The 20,603-nt window shown below is 64.5% G+C and carries 13 protein-coding genes and 1 pseudogene; 11 read left to right on the forward strand and 3 right to left on the reverse strand.

Going from position 1 to position 20,603, the window contains the following annotated elements:
• Positions 1-71: 71 nt before the first annotated feature.
• From AC0VX6_RS13270 to AC0VX6_RS13290, 5 genes are all read left to right on the forward strand, one after another.
• Entirely contained in the window at positions 72-1,487 is a 1,416-nt protein-coding gene (locus tag AC0VX6_RS13270) for an RHS repeat-associated core domain-containing protein (RefSeq protein ID WP_475468946.1), read from the forward strand.
• A gap of 525 nt (positions 1,488-2,012) precedes the next feature.
• On the forward strand, positions 2,013-2,321 hold the full coding sequence (locus tag AC0VX6_RS13275; RefSeq protein WP_475468947.1) for a hypothetical protein: 309 nt from the start codon (positions 2,013-2,015) through the stop codon (positions 2,319-2,321).
• Positions 2,322-2,576: 255 nt separating this feature from the next.
• On the forward strand, positions 2,577-3,926 hold the full coding sequence (locus AC0VX6_RS13280) for an FG-GAP-like repeat-containing protein (protein WP_475468949.1): 1,350 nt from the start codon (positions 2,577-2,579) through the stop codon (positions 3,924-3,926).
• A 648-nt stretch (positions 3,927-4,574) separates the two neighbouring features.
• Complete coding sequence (locus AC0VX6_RS13285) at positions 4,575-5,084, forward strand: hypothetical protein (protein ID WP_253794689.1); 510 nt, start codon at positions 4,575-4,577, stop codon at positions 5,082-5,084.
• A complete protein-coding gene (locus tag AC0VX6_RS13290) occupies positions 5,053-7,632 on the forward strand; it encodes a M48 family metalloprotease (RefSeq protein WP_475468951.1) in 2,580 nt (859 codons plus the stop codon). The genes AC0VX6_RS13285 and AC0VX6_RS13290 overlap by 32 nt, the downstream gene beginning before the upstream one ends.
• A 197-nt stretch (positions 7,633-7,829) precedes the next feature.
• On the opposite strand, the gene AC0VX6_RS13295 is transcribed toward AC0VX6_RS13290, so the two are convergent.
• Positions 7,830-8,285 carry an NUDIX hydrolase gene (locus AC0VX6_RS13295; protein ID WP_358416822.1) on the reverse strand — a complete coding sequence of 152 codons (456 nt, stop codon included), beginning with the start codon at positions 8,283-8,285 and terminating at the stop codon, positions 7,830-7,832.
• 30 nt (positions 8,286-8,315) lie between these two features.
• On the opposite strand from AC0VX6_RS13295, the gene AC0VX6_RS13300 reads away from it, so the two are divergent.
• The 5 genes and pseudogenes from AC0VX6_RS13300 (at position 8,316) to AC0VX6_RS13320 (ending at position 15,174) form a co-directional block, all read left to right on the forward strand.
• Positions 8,316-9,095 carry a GntR family transcriptional regulator gene (locus AC0VX6_RS13300; protein WP_475468952.1) on the forward strand — a complete coding sequence of 260 codons (780 nt, stop codon included), beginning with the start codon at positions 8,316-8,318 and terminating at the stop codon, positions 9,093-9,095.
• Between the two features lie 397 nt (positions 9,096-9,492).
• Positions 9,493-9,768 (forward strand): hypothetical protein, encoded by a 276-nt coding sequence (locus AC0VX6_RS13305; protein ID WP_475468954.1) that lies wholly within the window; start codon positions 9,493-9,495, stop codon positions 9,766-9,768.
• Positions 9,769-9,809: 41 nt separating this feature from the next.
• Positions 9,810-10,687, forward strand: a pseudogene (locus AC0VX6_RS13310) (IS5 family transposase).
• Between the two features lie 95 nt (positions 10,688-10,782).
• The gene (locus tag AC0VX6_RS13315) at positions 10,783-10,983 is read left to right on the forward strand and encodes a hypothetical protein (protein WP_475468956.1); all 201 of its coding nucleotides are present in this window, start codon (positions 10,783-10,785) and stop codon (positions 10,981-10,983) included.
• A gap of 2,712 nt (positions 10,984-13,695) precedes the next feature.
• Positions 13,696-15,174, forward strand: coding sequence for a tyrosine-type recombinase/integrase (locus AC0VX6_RS13320; RefSeq protein WP_475468958.1), 1,479 nt, complete (start codon positions 13,696-13,698; stop codon positions 15,172-15,174).
• A gap of 315 nt (positions 15,175-15,489) precedes the next feature.
• On the opposite strand, the gene AC0VX6_RS13325 is transcribed toward AC0VX6_RS13320, so the two are convergent.
• Positions 15,490-18,240, reverse strand: coding sequence for an N-6 DNA methylase (locus AC0VX6_RS13325; RefSeq protein WP_475483721.1), 2,751 nt, complete (start codon positions 18,238-18,240; stop codon positions 15,490-15,492).
• A 680-nt stretch (positions 18,241-18,920) separates the two neighbouring features.
• Here AC0VX6_RS13325 and AC0VX6_RS13330 point away from each other — a divergent pair.
• Positions 18,921-19,211, forward strand: coding sequence for a hypothetical protein (locus AC0VX6_RS13330; protein ID WP_475468961.1), 291 nt, complete (start codon positions 18,921-18,923; stop codon positions 19,209-19,211).
• Positions 19,212-19,752: 541 nt separating this feature from the next.
• On the opposite strand, the gene AC0VX6_RS13335 is transcribed toward AC0VX6_RS13330, so the two are convergent.
• The gene (locus AC0VX6_RS13335) at positions 19,753-20,532 is read right to left on the reverse strand and encodes an MBL fold metallo-hydrolase (RefSeq protein ID WP_475468962.1); all 780 of its coding nucleotides are present in this window, start codon (positions 20,530-20,532) and stop codon (positions 19,753-19,755) included.
• Between the last annotated feature and the right edge of the window lie 71 nt (positions 20,533-20,603).

The raw sequence follows: 20,603 nt of genomic DNA on the forward strand, positions 1-20,603 counted from the left end.
TGACCGGGCCCGGGGCACGATGCGCATCGCCCGGCAGCTCCAGTCGAACCGGGGCCACCGACCAGGCGAGCGTGGAGCACTCCTACAACGGCCGCGGCGACCTGCTCGAAACCGTGCGCACCGACTCGGCCGGGAGCGAGAGGACCACCTACGCCTACGACGCCGCGTTCCGCCTCACCTTGATCACCGACCACACCGGCACCGAGACCACCTTCACCAACGACGCCAACAACCGCCGCACCGAAATCTCGCACCCCGACGGAGCCGTGGAGGAGCGCACCTACGACGACTCCGGGCGCCTGACCGGCATCACCACCACCGGGGCGGCTGGTCAGAGCTTGGTAGAGGCTTCCTACTCCTACGACAACGACGGCGCTGACAGCGACCAGTTGCAGTCGCGCACCATCGACGGTGAGACCGAGACCTTCACCTACGACGGCCTGGACCGCCTGACCAGCAACGGTGAGATCGACTACGCCTACGACGACGCCGGGAACCTGACCAGCGCAGGCGGGGAGGAGTTGGCCTACAACGACGCCGACCAGGTCACCGACGCCCGCGGCGAAGAGGTGGGCCACGACGAGGCTGGGAACATGACCTCCCGGGGCGGCCGGGTGCTGGAGTACAGCCTCACCAACCAGTTCCTCCAGGCGGACGAGGACGCGGACCTGGCCACCAGCATCAGCTACGACACCACCAACCAGACCCAGATGCGCGGCATCACCGACGTGCACGAGGGCGAGCGGGTCGACCGTCAGTTGTCCAACACCGCGCTCGGGGTCACCAACGTCGCCTCCGAGGGTGAGCGCACCAGTTTCGTGCGCGACGCCAACGGTGAGCTGATCTCGATGGTGGCCTGGGACGGACAGGAGCGGTTCCACTTCACCACCGACCACCAGAACACGGTGCTCGCGATCACCGCCGAGGGTTCCGAAGCCGAAAGTCCGGACGTGGTCTATGACTACACACCCTTCGGCGAGCGGTCCGTAGACGCCTCCGGCCAGAGCGGGGCGGCGTCGTTGAACCCGTTCGGGTTCACGGGCGCCTACCAGTTCCAGGACGGCACGGTGCATCTGGGCTATCGGTTCTATGACACGAACACGCTCAACTTCACCCAGCCGGATCCGTCCCGGCAGGAGATGAACAACTACGCCTACGGCATGGGCGACCCGATCAACAACACCGACCCACTCGGACTGATGTCGGCCTCCGAGGCGGGCAACCTTGGCGCGGCGCTTGCCGGGCTCGGCTTCGCCGCCGTTGCGGTCTCCTGTGGCATAACCATCGCATGCGCCGGAGCGATGATGGCAGCTGGTGCTGTTGTCGGCGCCGCAGGAGGAGCCGCAGGCGCTGGTCTAGCAGGAGGAACAGGTGGCCAAGTCGCGCGGTCTGCTGCGTGGGGAGCCGCAGGCGGCGCCCTTACCGGGCCGCTTCCGCCTGGCCCTGGTATGTGGGGTGGGTTGGCTTTCAACCTTCTTACGGCATAGGTACTTCTGGAGTGGGGAGGTTGATAGAAGATTCACTCGAACACCAGCCTCCCCACTGCAGACCTGAAATGGATGCGTATATGCAACAAGAGCGATCAAGTTTCGGTCGTATGATGATGGTGCTCGCTACCAGCCCGTTTCTCACGCCGAAAGCTACTGGTGGGCGCCTAACTGAGAATTCCTCTATGAAAGACGTGCGAAACATGGCTATCATCCCCTTGATGGCTGTACCCCCGCTCGCCGCACTTGGACTGATGTCTGTCTACTGGAGAGACAGCATCGCAGGTGGAGTTCTGAGTGTCATCCTTATTATATTCTGCGTTCTCTTGATGTCCGCCCCGAAGTGGTATCTCCTTTTTGAAATGAAGAGAAGGCGGAGATGATGGCTGGGGCTTGGAAGGCTCCTGCTTTCAGGGCCGACATGGCGAATCCTGGGTGGCCGCCCAAGGGGGCGCATGTCTCGTCCTCGTGAGAAAGTCGAGACGAGGGGCACTGGCTAAGCCAGAGATGCGAACGGAGGGACGCGTGTTCCATCGGTCATCATCTGATTTCGTCGAACAATTGGCCAGGGCCAGGTTTCTCCTTCCTTTGGGGTACAAGGAGTTTCCGGAAAACCCGACTAGTCACGACTGGCGAACTCTCATCGTCGGCTTGGGCTTGGTTCCGCTGATGATGCTCGCGGTGGCTGTGTGGACCGGACTTTCTGGACAGGAGAACTCGGCGGTCGGTTTCACTGTAATGGCTGCCGTTTTCTCTGTTGTCTGGATACTTCCAAAGATCGTTCTCTGGGCGCGTGTGCGCAAGCGCGATCAAGGAGGCGAAAGTGTCGAGTAGCTAGACAGGAGGGTGCTTCGCTCTGGTGTCATCCTGGGCATGCCTTTAGCGGAGGTGCCAGGGCGGAAGCCGCCGCGTGTTTCTTTTGGCGCGGCTTGACGGCCTCTACTTTTTTGTGCTCCTTCTGGTTTCCTGGTCATGTCCGAGATGGTTGATTTAAAAATCCTTCTTGTTTGTAGAAGGGTGGATTTTTTCGTGCCTCTGCTAAGGAATGCAATGGGGAAAACTTTTCCTTCTGGCGTTACAGTCGCCACCGTGGTCGCTTGTGTAGCGCTGCTCCTTCCCGCGGCGGTCAGTGCCGCTCATGCTGGAACCGCTCTTCCCAACGATGTGGACGGTGACGGCTACGCGGACCTGCTCGTCGGCGCTCCCGAAGGGGTCGGTGGCAACGGTGTACGCGGTGGCTACGTCGCGGTGGTCCCCGGTGGGTCGGGCGGTGTGGACACCGGTGCGGGCTCCCAGGTCGACCAGGCCTCGACCGGTGTTCCCGGTACCCCGGAAGCGGGGGACCGGTTCGGGCAGGTACTGCGCTCGGCCGACGTGGACGGGGACGGTTACGCCGACCTGATCGTGGCCGCCCCGGACGAGGACGTCGAGGAGCACACCGACGCCGGTCTGGTTCAGGTCGTCTTCGGCTCCGCGGACGGGCTGTCCGAGACCGCGATCGGTTTGCACTCGCCCCGTCAGGAGCGGGGCGACACCGGCTTCGGCCACGCTCTGGCGGTCGGTGACCTCGACGGCGACGGCTACGCCGACGCGGCCATCAGCGCCCGGGACCACATCGTGGTCCTGTCGGGCCGCGCCGACCTGAGCGAGGCCGACGACCCTTCGGTGAGCGCGTTCTTGGCCACTCCCAGCCCCGGCGACAACGTCCAAGCACTGGAATCCGCCGACATCGACGGTGACGGACATCTGGACCTGGTGGTCTCCAGCTCCCGCCAGAGCGAGGACGAGGCCGGGGACGTGTCGGTGTTCTCCGGTTCGGCCGACGGCCTGACCACCCGACCGCTCAACGAGCCCCTCACCCTGGAGGACTCCACCGCAGTGATCGCGTCCGGAGACGTCAACGGTGACGGCTACGCCGACGTGGTGGCCGTCCCCGGTAGCGGTCATACCGCCCGCGTCCTGGCGGGCTCGGTCGCTGGCCTGACCGAACGGGGCGCTGAACTGGACGAGGAGTGGGGATCGGACTCGGTCGCGGTGGGTGATATTGACAACGACGGCTACGCCGACATCGTGCTGGGCGATGCCACCGTGCAGGCCTCTGACGGCGGCGCTGACGCGGGCGGAGTAGGTGTGCTCTACGGCGGCCCCAACTGGCTGGATGGGCGCGAGCAGTCCCTCACCCAGGACTCCCCGGACGTGGCGGGGGTCTCCGAGGCCGGGGATGAGATGGGCGCGCAGGTGACGTTGATCGACGTCAACGGTGACGGGTACCGGGACCTGGTGGCGGGGGTGCCGGGCGAGAATGACGGCAACGGCGCCGTCACCCTGCTTTACGCCACCGCCGACGGCCTGACCGGGCAGGGCTCGCTGACCTTCGGCGGCGCCACCCTGGGCCTGGACGGGACCGAGGCTGAGTTCGGTCGGGGTCTGTCCCGGTAGGTGTCCATCGTCGGTGTGCGGTGGGCCGTGGTTCCCAACAGGGCCCGGCCCACCGCGCTGGTCGTGGTGGGCCGGAGGTACGCGAACACGCCCTTGACAGGAGGACCAAGGTCACGGGACGGCAAAGTGCTCCGCGAGGTGGGCGCCCACCTGTACTGGACCTTGCACTGGGGAGCACACGGGGAGCATTTCAGGCCCCGATCCGGGCCCGGCGCCTCGTCTGTTCGACTCGCGCACCCCGTCTGACCTGGGGTTTTGTGGCGCACCCGGCAGGATTCGAACCTGCGACCATCGGATTAGAAGTTCGCTGGTTTCGTGTCACCACGTGTGGCTTCGTGTTGTTCTGTCCCGCACCATCCGATCCGTCGTGCCGTCCGGTGCCGTGTGGTGACGCCCGATGTCGCCCCAGCCCAGAACTGCGGAGCACGAACGGAGCACACGCGGGCCGTTGGCGGCGTCCGATGGCACCTCGTGAGTTCCTCGCCGTATGGCCGACGATCTGTGTCTCCGCCTGGAGAGTTCGGAATACCTCAGGAGTAGGGCTGCATGGCCGGATCGTGCCAAGGAGTTCTTTCTGCTGACACGGTCAGTGCTGGAGACGTAGCCTGAGCGTCCGATTACAGAACAGAGGTTGAGAGGATGCGCTCGGTGCCCGAGATCCCCGCCCCCACAGGGCGATCCGTCACCATCGACGACGTGGCCAGGTCTGTTGTGGCTCGTGTCGCTCCGGATGAGATCACCGCTTACCCGCGCGTCCGCGACGAGTACTTCGCGCGTGGTAGAGCCAACCTTGCAGAAGACAACCCGCTGGGGTTCGGCGAGATCGTCATCGGGGTCGTCACCGGCGTTGTGCTCACTGTGCTTCATGACTTGACGGTCGAATCGCTCACCGCTGTGGCCCGGCCGTGGTGGGAGCGGGCCTGGCAGTGGGCGGGACGAGTGCTGCGGCTCCGAAGGCGACCGAAGGTCGAATCCAGTGCCGTCGTGCGTGCTTTGTCCCCGCAAGAGGTCCCGGCCGTTATCGCGTCCGTCAACGACCACGCTGTGCAAGCAGGTCTGCCGCCGGAACAGGCGGAGCGGCTGGCGCAGGCGATCATCGCCGAACTTTCATCCCCGGATCAGCCCGATGGCGGTGCCGGTGCAGACTCCTCTGGCTGAGGCCATAAGCACCGTCCCTGGAAGCCCTCGAGGCTACAATCCGTTCCTGCTGCCCAGCGCGACCAGCATCCGGTTCTCCCTGATCATCCTGGTCGCCGCAGTGAGTTCCATGTACATCGCGTACTGGTTCGCGCCGATCCTGCCGCTCCTCGGCGCGGATACGACGGGCAGCGCCGCCAGAGCAGTCTGTACCGACCAGGCCCGCGCAGGTATTGACCGGCTCTCCGACCAAGCCCTCCTCAACGGCTTTGTCGACTGTGTCGCAGCCGCGGACCGTCAAGTCATGCTGTGGATGGTCGCTCCCGGGCTGGTATGGGCGTTCCTGACAATCGTCGTCTACGCGCTGTACCCGATTCGTCTCCAAAGGCGGCTGCGCCCGATCCGACTCCCGAAGGACAGCGGAGTGCGGGCTGCTCAACGAGAGGTGGATGCCGCTCTGGGCGGTGTCCGTAAGCGGATCAAGCTCCTCCCCACTCAGGGAACTGCGGGCGGGGCACGTGTCTTCGGAGCGTTCGGCCGGTATCGCATAGCTGTCGATACCTCCCTGCTCGTCCTACGGGAGAGCGGAGAACTCGACGAGCGTGCTCTGGCGGTGATTCGGCACGAGGTGGCCCATCTACGCAACCAAGACGTCGATATCGCGTATCTGACGATGTCCTCATGGTGGGCCTTCGTCGTTTTGACCACCGGACCGCTGGCCCTCTACATGTTCGCTGCCCTGTACTCCATCGCTGTGCTCGGCTCTTCGACCATCCTGCTCAGCAACGCACTACCGGGGTTGCTCCTCACGGTCCTTGCCCTTCTACTGCTGCAATCGGCCCGGGCCCGTATCCTGCGCACACGCGAGCACTACGCCGATGTGCGCGCAGCGGAAACCAGTCGAGTCGAGAAGGGTCTACGCGACCTCCTAGCCCGATCGGGGCGAACGCGGTCAGGCCTCCGGTTGCGGAGATGGCAGCACAAGCGACACAGGTACCACCCCTCCCATCGTTCACGGTTGGACGTACTCGACGACCCGAGACGGCTCACCACGGTCAGCGGTGTCGATCTGGCTATCGCGGGTTTGACACTGGGCGCTGCCCACCTGCATTTGAGTGCAGCAGGGGGCATCGGCATCTCCCAAGGTTCGGAAGGGGGAATTTCCACAGCCGTGCTCATGGGCATGCCGGTAGGCGCCCTCATCACAGCGATCGTATGGAATGCGGTCCATGCGACCCCAGATGGCGCCCAACGCTGGGGAAGGGCGGCCACGGCACTGACAGCTGGCATTCTTCTCGGTCTCCTGCCTCCCATTCAATTTGGCCTCTCATGGCTCGTTTTGCTGTTGTCCAATCCCCTGTTTGCCGTGGTCTCAGTATTTGTGCTGTGGGGGGTGTGTCTACTGTTCCTGCGGTGGGCCGCGTTGTGCGCGGGAGCATGGCTGTCCACCGCCCGAAACCAGCAAGCTGCCTGCTTTATGGGAATGCTCTGTGGAGCAGTCGTGTTCGGCTGCGGGTTCGGGATATGGGTCCATTTCAATGGAATTCTCGGGGCTGAAGCCAGTGGAGGCTTAGCCGGCCTGTTGGGAGCCCCGGTCGCTGCCTTCATGGCGAGCTGGCGCTTTCCCGCAGCCGTCGGCTGCGCGACCGTGTTCGCTTTCATCGGTCTGATCCGCGGATCACGCGTGCAGGGGCTGACCCGTCACCCCCTCACACCTTTCGTGGTTGGGTGCGCGCTCACCGGCTTGTACGCGGTGCTGCTCCTGGTCGCGGTCGTTGTGGGCCGAGGCGGAGGGTTCCTGTCTCTCGCCCTCATCCTGCTTCTCGTGCTGCTGGCCGCAGTGGCTGCGAGCATCGCACTGGGGGCATGGTCATCGTCTAGGGGGTATAGCCTCCGGGGCACAGGGACGTGTCTGGCTGCCGCGGTCGTGCTCACACTGTTGGCGTTGGAGCCCCTCACATACGCAGTGGTGTTCGAGGGAATGGTGTGTCTTCTGACAGAAGCGCCATCAGAATGCCCGGGTGTCACGACACGATCCTTTTCGGACGGATATGCCGAGGCGACCTTCAGCCAGGTGAGTCTGCCTGTGTTGCTGCTGCTGTGTGGTATCGGGGCGTCCGCTGGCTCGTGGTTGCGTTCGGTGGTCGGAGCGCGCAGGCACGCACCCGGCGGATTGAAATCCACCGTTCCTTGGCAAAGGAGGCACACTGTCGCGGTTTTGGCAGTGGCCGCGGTAGCCACAGTTGTTCTTGGTTCGGCGGTGGTCACCGTCGCCCAGAGGGAGGCGCCGCGTATTGATATCGGTGCGCGTCCATTTTTGCTCTCTCAGGTGGAACCCAACGCTCTGAGTCGGGACGACACTTGCACAGATACCGAGACCAGCATGAACCTGCGGGTTGACGATAGTGAGTCTGCGCTACTGTCCAGCGACGCCGAGGCCGGAGCTGTCACCTTGGCCTCGAGCAGCGATCAGGTCCTGGCCGCCTTCGGCCGGGCCGCTTTGGGCGAATCCGGCTTTCCCAGTCGACGTCTGTTCGACGCGGTGCGCTCCTACTGTCAATGGAACTGACCGGAGTGGCACGTGCAAGGTTCTGCGTGTGCGGGGATCGCCTCCCGCCACCTGACCTGTGACCTGGACTCCCGGTGAGACCTATAGCTTGTGCGTCGCCTGTGCCGCCGCACATCAGAATCAGAGCACCGTCCCGTAGAACATTCTGAGTTGCGAGAGAAGACAGCCAACGGCAACGGATGCAGACCAAGGCAGGTTCACCTGGCTGGGGTCAGGCGGTGGCCGTCGTGGGTGCGGACGTGGGGGGTGTTCGGGTCCAGAGCGTCCAGGAGGCGGATCGCGTAGACCTCACCCATGTGCGCGGACACCTCGTCGGGGGTGAACCAAGCGACCTCGGTCGACTCCGGGGAGGGACGTTCGCTGCCGCCGGAGGGCTTGCAACGAAAGACCAGGGCGACGACGCCCCGGACCGTGTTCTTGTAGACGCCGGTGAGCCGGTCCACCTCCACGTGGATGCCGGTCTCCTCCCAGACCTCCCGGCACACGCCGTCCTCTGGGGTCTCTACGATTTCCAGGACCCCGCCGGGCAGTTCCCACCGACCGTTGTCGGCGCGGCGGATCACCAGGAACCGGCCGTTGTCGTCGATGACGGCCCCGGCCACGGACACCGAGTGCAGCGGCGTTGACGGCCTGTCTCCGGTGCTGTTACTCATATACAGGAGCATAGGAGGTACGGAAGGACTATGGCGAGCAGTGCAGGGGCGCGGTCCGGTAAGCCGCGGTATCTCCAGATCGCGGACGACATCGAGGAGCAGATCACGACCGGACGTCTGACTCCCGCCGCGGAGATCCCGAGCGAGACGGCGCTGATGGAACGCTACGGCGTCTCCTCCGGCACTGTGCGCAAGGCCATCGCCCAGTTGCGAACCGTCGGACTGGTGGAGACCTTCCAGGGCAAGGGCTCGTTCGTGAAGTCGCGTCCTCCGGTCACCCGCAAGTCCTCCGACCGGTTCCGACGCTCTCATCGCCGTGCGGGCAAGGCGGCCTACATCGCGGAGACCGAGCAGGCCGGGGTGAGGCCCACCGTCCAGGTGCTGTCGATCGGCCCGGTCCCCGTTCCCGCCGAGATCGCCGAGTGCCTGGGCGTGAACAAAGGTGACAAGGTCCTCGCCCGTCGACGCCTCTACTTCAGCGACGGCACGGCCACGGAGGAGGCCACGTCGTATCTGCCGTGGGATGTGGCCCGGGACATCCCCGAGTTGTTTGAGGAGAATCCCGGTGGCGGCGGTATCTACGCAAGGCTTGAAGAACACGGGCACGAGTTCGCCGAGTACACCGAGACCGTGCGGGCACGGCTGGCCACCAAGCAGGAGGCCAGCGCGTTGGGGCTGAGCCCTGGTTCTGCGGTCATCCATCTGACACGCAACGCCGTGACCACCTCAGGGCGGGTGGTGGAGGTGTGCGACACGATCATGGCGGCGGATCAGTTCGTGCTCGACTACCGCATTCCGGCCAGGGACTGACAGGCTTTCGAGCTTCTTCGCCCACAGGGTTGACTCATGTACATGAGTGGGGCAACCTATTCTCAATACTCATGTACATGAGTGCATGGGCCAAACACATGGACATGTGGTGGCTCCTCGCTCGTCACGGCCCCTTGGAGCGTGCGTCATGAATGCTGCTGCCGTCCCGCTGCCGGATCCGACCCCCACGCACGACGGTGTCTCCCCGGCTCCGTCCCCCGTCTCGACCTCCGGATGCGTCAGCAGGGACAACACGAAAGCCCCGCGTGGGTCGAGTGAGTTCGGTCCGTTGCTGTCCCCGCCCCGGGCCGATGACCCGGTGGGGCACGGGTACACGGCTTTCCAGGTGGTGCGGTTGGCGGTGTGGGCGGCCCGGGAATGCCGATGGGTGGACGCCATGGACCCCGTGCACCGCGCGGAGACCGCCTGGGAGGCCATCACCGAGCACCTCCAACTCGCCCCCCAACGCCCGCAGGAGACCGAGCTGATCGCCCTGGGCTGGAAGGCGATGAAGGCCCAGCACTACCAGGACCTCAAAGTCCGCGGACTGGGCGGCAAGGACAAAGCCCTGCTCTCCCGAGCGTTCGTGCGCTACTGGACCAGCGCCTCGGCCCCCGCCCACTCCCACGAGGACCACATCGTCGACCGCCTGGCCCTAGGCACTGTTTTGTAGAAGTGGGTGTGTGGTAGGTCCTGCTCTGACAGGGTTGTGTCATGGCCGGTCGTCATGAACTCTCCGATGCCGAGTGGGCCCTGCTCGCCCCGCTCATGCCCGCCGACCCTCACAAGGGCAAGAAGTGGGCCGACCACCGCAAGGTCATCAACGCCATCCTGTTCCGCGCCCGTACCGGCATCCCCTGGCGGGACCTGCCCGAACGCTACGGCCCCTGGGAGACCGTCGCGGGCCGTCACCGCCGCTGGTCCATCGACGGCACCTGGCAGAGAATCGCCGACCGGCTGCGTATCGACGCCAACAGCGGCGAGGAACTCATCGTCGGCATCGACTCCACCACGGTGCGGGCCCACCAGCACGCCGCCGGAGCGGCGAAAAAGGGGAGATAGCGCGGGACGAACCGGACGGGGCCGAGGCCCTGGGCCGCTCCCGGGGCGGGCTGACCACCAAGGTCCACCTGCTCGCCGACTCCCGCCTGCGGCCCCTGGTGCTGGCCACCACGCCGGGCCAGCGCGGGGACAGCCCGATGTTCGAGCCGTTGATGGCCGCGTTGCGGTTGCCCCGCAGCGTGGGCAGGCCCAGGACCCGCCCGGACCGGGTCCTGGGCGACAAGGCCTACTCCAGCCGCGCCAACCGGGCCCTCCTGCGTCGGCGTGGGATCAAAGCGACCATCGCCCAACCCCGCGACCAGCGCGAGCACCGCAAACGCAAAGGTTCGGCGGGCGGCAGGCCCCCGGCCTTCGACCGGGCGGCCTACCGCGACCGCAACACTGTCGAGCGGTGCATCAACCTGCTCAAGCAGAACCGGGCGGTCGCGACCCGCTATGACAAGCGGGCCGTGATCTTCGACGGGACCGTGCAGGTGGCCTCGATCCGGATCTGGCTTCGAGACCTGACCCGTTCAAAAAACAGTGCCTAGCCCAGATCTGGACCGCACTGAAACCAGCCCACCGCCAGGTCCTCACCGCCCTGGCCGAACACGAGGACCGGCGCCGCGCCGAACGTTCGCTGAACATGGACCCGCCTGCCTTCACCCGCGCGCTGGGGCGGGCCCGCCGCGCGTTCCTGGCCTTGTGGCACGAGGGCGAGACCCCCTCCCAGATGTGGGGTTACGACCGGCCCGGGGCACGGCACCAGAACGTGATGTACCTGGTCCGGCTGCGCAAACGCCGAGCCCTGCAACGCAAGGCCCAAGGAGGCGTCCTCTCCCGCTGACCTCTCCCGCCCCAGGACCTGGAAGTGAACGACGCCTTCGACCGGTCCGGGCGCACGCGTGGCCAGCAGTGACGGACGCCCAGTGAACAGGGGAGGGATGTATTTCGTGGCTGGGGTTGAAGGTGCTCGCCCACCCAAGGGAACATCGACCACCCTCAGCGAAAAAGGACACCTATTCGCTGATCTTTGGATGCTTCGTGACTAATTGTGCGGTGTGGGTGAGAAGCGCAGTTTCGGGGGCGTATGACCTCGGGGCCATTGACACTCACCTGCGGCCGCACAGGAAGAACCGTCCTCGTTCACGAGGCCGCTGACAAACATGACGAAGGGTGCCCCGAACCGGTGCTGAGAACACCGGCCCGGGGCGTGATTCCCACCTGAGTACACCAGGAGGAAACCATGGAGAAGCATAACGGGCGGCACCGCAGGCGCCGCCAGGGTTGGGGCGAACAGGTGCGCTGGGTCCTCGGGGTGGTGCTCGCCGCGCTGTTCTGCGGCCCCACCGGCCCGAGTACACGACTGGCGGCCGAGGTCCGCCCACCGCTGCCCTCGCGGCGTGTGCGGGGAGACCGTGAACCGGTCTCGGTGCGGGCTGCGGCCAAGGGGAGCGCGAATGTTCCTCGGCCCCGGCCCGGAGAGGAACAGCCGAGGGAGGCTCCGGTGCGGGTGCCGCCGCAGCAGACCCCGTACACGGGACCACGTGGGTGGTGCGAGGACGACGAAGGGGTGCGCGGGGTGCGCCCTTACCTCGCTCGGCACGAAGACCGCGTCGTCCGCACGTATGCCAGGGGAGACGTGCGGGCGAACCGAGGTGGGGAAGCGGCGGGTGGTCGAGGCCCGGCGACATCATCGCTTTCTAGCCCTGGGGGCGGTGGCAAGGGTGAGTTCGCTGAACTGGCTCATCTGGTGCGGCGCTGGCAGGCGATCTCCACCTGAGGAGTAAGAACTCACGCCGGGGTGGTGCTGACCGTGATCACGGGTTGGCGCCGCCCCGGCCTCACGTGGCGGAGGTCAGAAGAACCCTGTGTCAGGGCAAGGGCCGTTGAGGGGCCTGTGACTCCGCCGGTGACGGGGCCTTTCCGGGGGCCTGTGACTCCGCCTGTGCCTCCGCCTGTAGGTGGGCCGCTTTGATCGGCCCACCTCGCGGGCGTTATCAGTGCAGGTCAAAGGCCCTGTGGGTGGGCCGTTGGAAAGCCAGACTTATACCCAGTGGGTAGTCCTCTTCACGTAGGCGGGCGGGCCCGCCCCGACAAGCGGGGGCGGACCCGCCCGCCTACGTCTACCGTGGCCCTCGCTCACCTGTGCCTGTCCCATCCCTCCGCTGCGTCTCCTCCCTGATCACCTCGTCTGCCCTCTCTCCCTCTAGAGCCAGACCAGAGGCACGCGAGTTCTGTCACCTGCCACGCGCGGGCTTCCCCTGGACGAAGAAGCCATGGAAGAAGGGCTCTTCTCCTCTCAGATGGCATTCGCGATCCCTTCCCATGAAGAGTTGGCCTGGTGTGGTTGAGGTGGCCGGAGCGCTCTCACCTGCCGTGTGCCAAAGCGCAATTTCCTGTGCCTGTGAGAATTGTATGGGCGCTTTTCCTCCGGATTCCTTGGAAGCGGGGAGGTGGGGTGTGAATCTGCACTGAACCCGAAGTGAACCCCTGGCCAGCGCATGGGCCACTGACTGGGCCAGCGGGTGGGCCACTTTTAGCTGGCCCACCCCTGCTCGTGCTGCTGTGCAGGTCAACGCCCCTGTGGGTGGGCCAACGGGCGTCCAGACTTATACCCCAGTGGGTAGTTCTCGTCACGTAGGCGGGCGGGGCGCCCTCACTCACGGGCGAGCGCGCCCGCCCCGCCCGCCTCCATGGGCGCTCTACTTGTGCGGCATCCCTTCTTTCTTCATCTCTTTCTCGACGAAATTCTTTCGGCTTCATCATGAGATAAGAATTTAATCCCTTGCTCCTGCGCAGGCTCCAAGATCGTCCCACTCTGGGTGTCGCATAACAGAGCTCTTTCCCCACCGGCCGTGCGTTTTTTGTTGTCCCGAGCCGCGCTGCACGCAACCTCGTCTGCCAGCGGTACACGGTGGCGGAGGCCGAGCCGCGTGAGGTTCTGAGGTCGGGTGTCGCATCTTCAGTTGACGCGTCTTCATAGGGGTTCATCAGGGCGAAGAGGCCCGAGACGACGTCGGGGGAGGGCTGTGGCGTGGTGGCGAGGAGAAGCGCCGCTCGGGAACGGGGCGGTTCGCGGCGGGTTCCAAGCCCATGGTGCGGCCCCGGGACGCGGGCGGGCGGTGTGGGGCTGTCAGCGCCCCGACATCGGCCCCACCGCGCGGCAGGGCCCCAGGCGTCCTGGGGCGGGCCGGTCGGCGCGGACGGGCCGTATAGCGGGCTCGGTGGGCCCCGCGTCGCTGGCTCCCGGGTCGGCCCGGGGTGGGGCGGTGGCAGGAAGGGGGAGATGTCGGGCGTATCGGACGGCCTGGTGGGGTTCTGCGCCCATCGGACGACGTTCCTGCTGAATCCGCTTGACCACCTCTACGAGGTCGAGCGTGGATGCGTGGTGCCCCGCCACACGCGGGGCCGTACGCCGTATTCGTCCAGTTCAGAGGTGGTGGTGAGGTGGGTCGTGTGGGTGTGAGTACTTCGGTCGCGGTGGCCGAGGTCGGCTCACTGCCGAGGGCTGACGGATGTGGTGTGCGTGGGAAGCGAGACGAAGGTGAGGCCGTGCATGGCCGCGCGTGAGGGGTCCACGTTCAAACGGTGCGGATGCCGCGACGAGAAAACCGGCAGGGCGTTGGGGGTCAGGTGTCCGCAGCTCAAGCGCAAGACTGGGGGTTGGAATCCGGCCCATGGGGCGTGGGCGTTCCAGTACGAGCTTCCCCCGACTGGTGAGGGCGGGCGCCGCCAAGCCCGCCGGGTCGGCCTGACCTCCCAGGAACAAGCCCGTAAAGGCCTGGAGCACGTCAAGGCGCTCATCGGCCTGGCGGAGAAGGATCCCACGGTCGAAGTGCAGATCGCTGACTTGGTCCAGGCGGCGTTGAAGCAACGCCGCCCGCTCCCCGACCTGGAAGAGGTGCGCAAGCGGGTGGCGATGGCGGTGGATGTGCGCACCGAACCACCCACCGTCGAGATGTGGTTGGGGGAGTGGTTGGCGGGCAAACCCGATCTGGCCGCGGGGACCAGGGCCTCCTACGCCGGGCACATCCGCACCTACCTCGTCCCGCACCTGGGCCGGCTGCGGGTGGACAAGCTCCAGGCCCGCCACGTCGAGACCATGTTCGCGGCTATCGAGGAGACCAACGCTCACATCCTGGAGTGCCGCGAGTCCGACGATGTGAAGGTGCGGGCCTCGGTCAGGGGGCGCCGGGTGATCTCGCTGTCCACCAAGCACCGCATCCGCGCCACCTTGCGCAGTGCGTTGTCCGAAGCCGTCAGGCGTCCGGACCTGCCGGTGTCGGTGAACATCGCCTCGCACGTACGCCTGCCCTCCTGTCCCAGGAAGCGTCCGCTGGTGTGGACACCCGACCGGGTGCGCCACTGGGCCAAAGACGGGACCGTGCCGGGGGAGGTCATGGTGTGGACCCCGGAGCAGACGCGTACGTTCCTGGTGCACGCGAGGAAGTATCCGTGGCTGTATCCGTTGTTCCACCTGGTCGCGGTCAAGGGCCTACGCCGAGGAGAAGCGGTCGGGCTGCCCTGGTCCAACACGAGGTTGACCGATGGGCAGATCGACGTCCGCGTCCAGGTCGTGCAGTTGGCGTGGGAGACGATCACCTCCACCCCGAAGAGCGCGGCGGGCCAGCGCACCATCACCCTGGATACGGACACCATCAAGGTGCTGCGGGCCTGGAAGCGGTTCCAGAACGAGACCCGTCTCAAGGCCGGAGCGGCGTGGACGGACACTGGCCTGGCCTTCACCCGTCAGGATGGTTCGGGGTGGCATCCGGGGCAGGTCAGTGACTGGTTCCTGCGCGTCGCCAGGGCCGCTGGGTTGCCGCCGATCACGTTGCACGGGCTGCGCCACGGGGCCGCCTCGCTGGCGTTGGCCGCCGGGACGGACGTGAAAGTCGTGTCCAGCGAGTTGGGGCACGCGACCACGCACTTCACCCAGGACACTTACCAGTCGGTGTTCCCGGATGTAGCGAAGGCGGCGGCCGAGGCCACCGCCGCGCTGCTGCGTGGCCCGGCTCCGGTGAGGGCCGGGTAGCCGAACCGCCGAGCACACCAGGAGCCACACGGCGTCACCGACCCCAGGCCAGCGCACGGGTTCACCCCGACTGGCCTGGGGTTTTCTCACGCTCAGGGCCGATAGCCGATCGGATCAAAGGTCCGAAGGATAGGTTTTGAGTGGATTAGGGGGATCTCAGACATTAGAAAGATGAGCAGCCGCTAATCGGCAGGATTTCAGCGGCCGTCGTCTCTAGTCCGCCGCCTCTTGGATATAGATGATTTCGGTGTGAGAGTTGAGTTCGCTTTCAGGTAAATTCGACGAAATAAGAACCTTCTCGTATGGTAGGAAGTGTTATGATCCATATTCCCTTAGTAGGGCGATCATGTGTCGAATCATTCGAACTGCACCTTCGGGTGGCGGCTCGGGATTGAAGTGCATCAGGTTATTTCTGATTTCACGCAGTTCATCAAGGCGTTCGATGAATATTTTTCGATCCAGTTCCCATCCGAGGTTTCTCCATGATGCCTTATTTTCGAGAATGCGCTTGTAGTCTCCGATTGATAGATCCTCGTATGATTCTATATCTCGGTCTCCTGTGGGGTCGCATAGGGTTCGAATGGTGGAGATGTCAAAGTTCGATATGATGGTTTGTCGTAGTCGCTGGTCAAGTTCTCCAATTAGGAAAAAGGGGGTGGCCATATCGCCGTATGCGGCGACCATGTCGCTTGCAGTTACAATCCCAGCAATTTCCCTGGCTTGGTCACGAACAAGTGCAAAATCTGATTCTATGAGAATTGGAAGAATGTCAATGAGGTCTGTGTCGTATGCAACCTCTTGGGTGGGGATTATTGCTTGAGAAAGCTTCGGATTTTCGTAGGCGTGGCGTGCTCGGGTGATCGATTTCCATGTGACGGATCCGCGCACATCTCGTCCGGATACCACAGGGATTTGAGAGTAGTCGTTAATGACCATGTGGGTAATGGCTTCGTTGAACCCTGCTGACGGAGATATCGAGACTATGCCACCGAGGGCGGAGGGCAAATTTCCAACAGTCAAGCCGACTCCTGAAATTGTGCTCTCCTCGCCTGAATTGAGGTGTTTCTTTGTTGGTTCGGATTGTGCTGCTTTGGTTTCGCGGAAGCCTAGCTGGTAGTTCGTAATAAGCTTTACGCTAGTGGTCGATGGTACCGAGCCAAAATCGGGGTAGGTGCTCAGGCTGTGATTTGCTAGCTCTGCATACACTGCTTCGCGAACATGGGAGCCGCGTTGTTTTATTTCCCACCAATTAATTAGTTCCTTTGCGGTGATTGTCATTGGGTTTCCTTTTTCTGCCTCCTCTCTTGCTTTCTTGAGATGGGTGTGGCGCTGGTTGGCGGTCATGGATCCGGAATCTTTTGGTCTGGGTATCCCGGGGGCTGGGGTTTCTAGAAACTGTTGGCGAATTTGATCGAGTGTAGTTCCATTTTTCAGTTTCCATGTGGTCCAGCTGTCAAAATATTCCCCGGTGGCTGCTGCGGTGGCTTGGTCGGGGAATTCGAATTTCTGATTATTGTTTAATTCGATCCGCCCTGGAGGTGTGATTGTTGCTGTGTGAGTGGTGCCTGCATGTTTCAGGATGAGTTGCGTTCCATTTTGGAGCAGACCTTCATTGAAAAGGTCGACGAGAGATACGCGTTTTCCGGGTATGAGGTATCGAGGACGTTCTATATATCTTTCCAGGCTGAGATCGTAATCTCGGGAGATAATTTCTGCCTTGGGGACACAGAAGCTCTGGTCTGTGCGAGCACGGTCCTGCTCACTACCGTCTCGGCGTGACCACCGGGTGAGTAGGTCGGGGAGGTTATTCTTCTCGTGCTCGGTTCCGTTCAGGTTTTTGGCGAGAGCGCCGATCTTGTCCTCGGGAAGCAGAGGGGTACGTTTATCATCGAGGCTGTACCCGTCAGCCGCGACATCGTAGAACCAGACGTTTTCGGTGTCACCGGCGTTTGTCTTGGTGAAGAACAGGATCGCGGTAGAAACACCCGAGTATGGTTTGAAAACACCGCTGGGGAGCTTCACCACGGCCTCCAGCTTCTGGTCCTCCACGAGGATCTTGCGGATGGATTTGTGAGCTTTGGTGCTGCCGAACAGCACGCCTTCCGGCACGATGACGGCGGCACGACCACCCGGCTTCAGAAGACGCAGGAAGAGCAGGAGGAAGAGCAGCTCCGTCTTCTTCGTCTTAATTATCTGATGGAGGTCCTTGGCCGTGCTCTCGTAGTCCAGGCTTCCGGCGAAGGGAGGATTGGCGAGGATGAGCGAGTAGCGCTCCGCCTCGTTCTCGATGCTCTCGGCGAGCGAGTCGCGGTAGCGGATGTCGGGTTGCTCCACACCGTGCATGAGCATGTTCATGCTGGCGATCCGCAGCATGGTGCTGTCGAAGTCGAAGCCGTGGAACATGCTGTGGTGGAAGTGCCGCTGATTGGCAACTTCCAGGAGAGCGTCACTGTGCTCGGCGCGCAGGTGCTCGGAGGCGGCGACCAGAAAGCCTGCCGTACCGCAGGCGGGGTCGCAGATCTCGTCCTGAGGGCCGGGGTTCATCATCGCCACGATGAGCTGGATGATGTGCCGGGGAGTACGGAACTGCCCATTGTGCCCGGAGGTGGCGATCTTGCCGAGCATGTACTCGTACAGGTCGCCCTGCACGTCGCTATCACCGAGAGGCAGTTTGTCGATCATGTCGACTGCCTTGGTCAGCAGGTTGGCGTTGGGGATGGTGAACCGCGCATCCCGAATGTGGTGCGCGTACGTGGACTCATCACCGCCGAGCCTGCGCAGCCAGGGGAACACCCCGTTGCTCACACGCTCATACAGGTCGTCGGGGGAGAGCTCTAAGAGTCGGGACCAGCGAACCTCGTCGGTCCCGGCAGTGTAGACAGGGTTCTCGATGGGCCGGCCCGTGTGCTGGTGCTTCTTCTCCTTGGCCGTCTGGACGTCCTCCAGTCTGCGGACGAACACCAGGTAGGTGATCTGCTCGATCACTTCGAGGGGGTTGGAGATGCCTCCGGACCAGAACGCGTCCCAGAGACGATCGATCTTGCTCTTCAGCTCGCTGGTAATCACGACCATCAGCGTAACGGAAGGCTGCGACGCTCCCCGGGTAGTTATCGGAACCGATGCCCTACAAAAACGATAAGCCCTGATGGTGTCCGTGTGTCTTGTTACGTGTCCCGTGCCCCTGACGAACTCCGAAGGAAGGGAGGGTCGCTTACCGGAACGCACCGGGAGCGAGGATAGATTCGGAGAGTTCCTGCTTGACTGGTTGAGGGACTGGAGCTGCTCGTGTCCGGTGCCGAGGAACACTCCTTCTCGTTAAGGGACCAGCCCAAAGTTGACGTGGACCTCGCGAACTTGAGCTTCACCGAGATACATGAGTCGTGGAATCAGCGACCACCGTACTCGGCAATCCCCCCGCGACCTGGCGATGTCCTACTTCCGTCTGTGCGACGTGTCCGGCTCGGAGTTTTTCGGCTCTGCGAGCCCGAGCGAAGCGGTCGGCTGAAGGAGGCGTTGTATCCCGCCATCGAAGATGAGGGATCCGAGAACCTTGATGATGGACATAGGCCTAAGTATGCCCCTGACCTCAGGAGGAGTCCTTGAAGAGGGGATCGAGGGCTGTGTAGACCGTATCGGAGTGTCAGGCTGCTGACTGAAGGCAAGTCATAACGCAGCACCAGGAACTCTAAGCAACTGGGGAAGTTTAGTATCCAGGCTGTGGTAGTTCGAGGTGAACTCGGTGTTTCATGCAGGGCTGTAGGGCGCTGGTGGGTGAGCACAGGGCAGCCCCGGACGTGGCGGGGGTCTCCGAGACCGGGGATGAGATGGGTGCGGAGGTGACCCTGATCGACCTGAACGGTGACGGGAACCGGGACCTGGTGGCCGAAATGCCGGGGGAGAACACCGGCAACGGCGCCATCACCCTGCTCTACGCCACCGCCGACGGCCTGACCGGGCAGGGCTCGCTAACCTTCGGCGGGGCCACCCTGGATTTGGACGGGACCGAGGCTGAGTTCGATCGGGGGCTGTCCCGGTAGGTGTCCATTGTCGATGTGCGGTGGGCCGTGGTCCCGCGCTGAGGGCCCGGCCCACCGTGCTGGTCGTGGTGGGCCGGGGGCACGCGAACACGTCCCCGCCCAAGGTCACGGGACGGCAAAGTGCTCCGGGAGATGGGCGCCCGCCTGTACTGGACCTTGCACTGGGGAGCACACGGGGAGCATTTCAGGCCCGGATCCGGGCCGCACGCCTCGTCTGTTCGACTCGCACACCCCGTCTGACCTGGGGGTTTGTGGCGCACCCGGCAGGATTCGAACCTGCGACCATCGGATTAGAAGTCCGGTGGTCTGTCAAACGAGCTAGAGGCACGCGACATCTTCGTCCGGGGCGCATCCCGCGCAGTGCTGTTGCCGCCCCTGGTGGCCTATCCGCGAGCCCTACGCCGAGGTGTCCTTGTGTGCCGCAGGGCGGGGAGAGCAGCCCGTGGTCCCGGCCAGGGACCAAAGCTGAGGCCGTGACCACGGGAGCGCGGCAGACGGTGCGGCGGCGCCCCCGGGCGGTCGTGCGGACCCGTCCGCCCCCTCAGAAGCGGCTGCCGGGCCTGGCCACGCTCACCGGGCCGGAGAACCCGCGTGCCGCGTGCTGGGCGCCCTCCTCCCACATGCCGGGGTCGGCGAAGTGGGTGAGGACCAGGTGGTCGACCCCTGCCTCGGCGGCCAGGTCACCGGCCATCGCGGCGGTGAGGTGGCCGTGGCCGGTCAGGGCCTGGTCGTCGGCCTCCAGGTAGGTCGACTCGCACACGAACAGGTCGGCCCCCTCGGCCGCGCGCACGGCGGCCTCGCAGTACCCCGTGTCGGAGGAGAAGGAGACCACCCTGCCGCCGTCGGGGTCCTCGAACCGCAGCGCCGCCGAGGGGACGCTGTGGTGGGCCCGGAAGGAGCGGAAGGAGGTCCCCGCCGCCTCGTAGCGGGTCGTCCCGTCCATGGCCATCTCCTTGGGCTCGAAGGACTGGGCGATGGGGCTGTTCATCGTGGGCAGCGTCGGGATGCCGAAGACCGCGTCGAAGGCGGCCAGGCGCTCGGCCTCCCCCTCCGGGTAGTACAGGGGGATGCGCGGCAGCACATCGGGGAAGGTCCACCGGTAGGCCCAGGCCATGAGGTCCAGGCTGTGGTCGGCGTGCAGGTGCGTCACCACGATCCCGCGCAGCCGGTCGAGCCCGTAGCGCGCGCAGTAGGCCAGCAGGGACCCCGGCCCGGCGTCGACCAGCAGGATGCCGTCGTCGGTGTGCAGCAGGTAGCAGGAGGCGGGGCCCTCCGCGGTGGGCGCCGTGGCGTTGGAGCCGAGGATTTCGAGTTCGAGCATGGGTTTCTCCGTCGTGGGGTGGTCTGGTGCCCTCAGGGGCGGAGCCGGGTGGTTGCCTCAGGAACAGGACC

Source organism: Nocardiopsis sp. iso_25 (genome assembly GCF_056173305.1).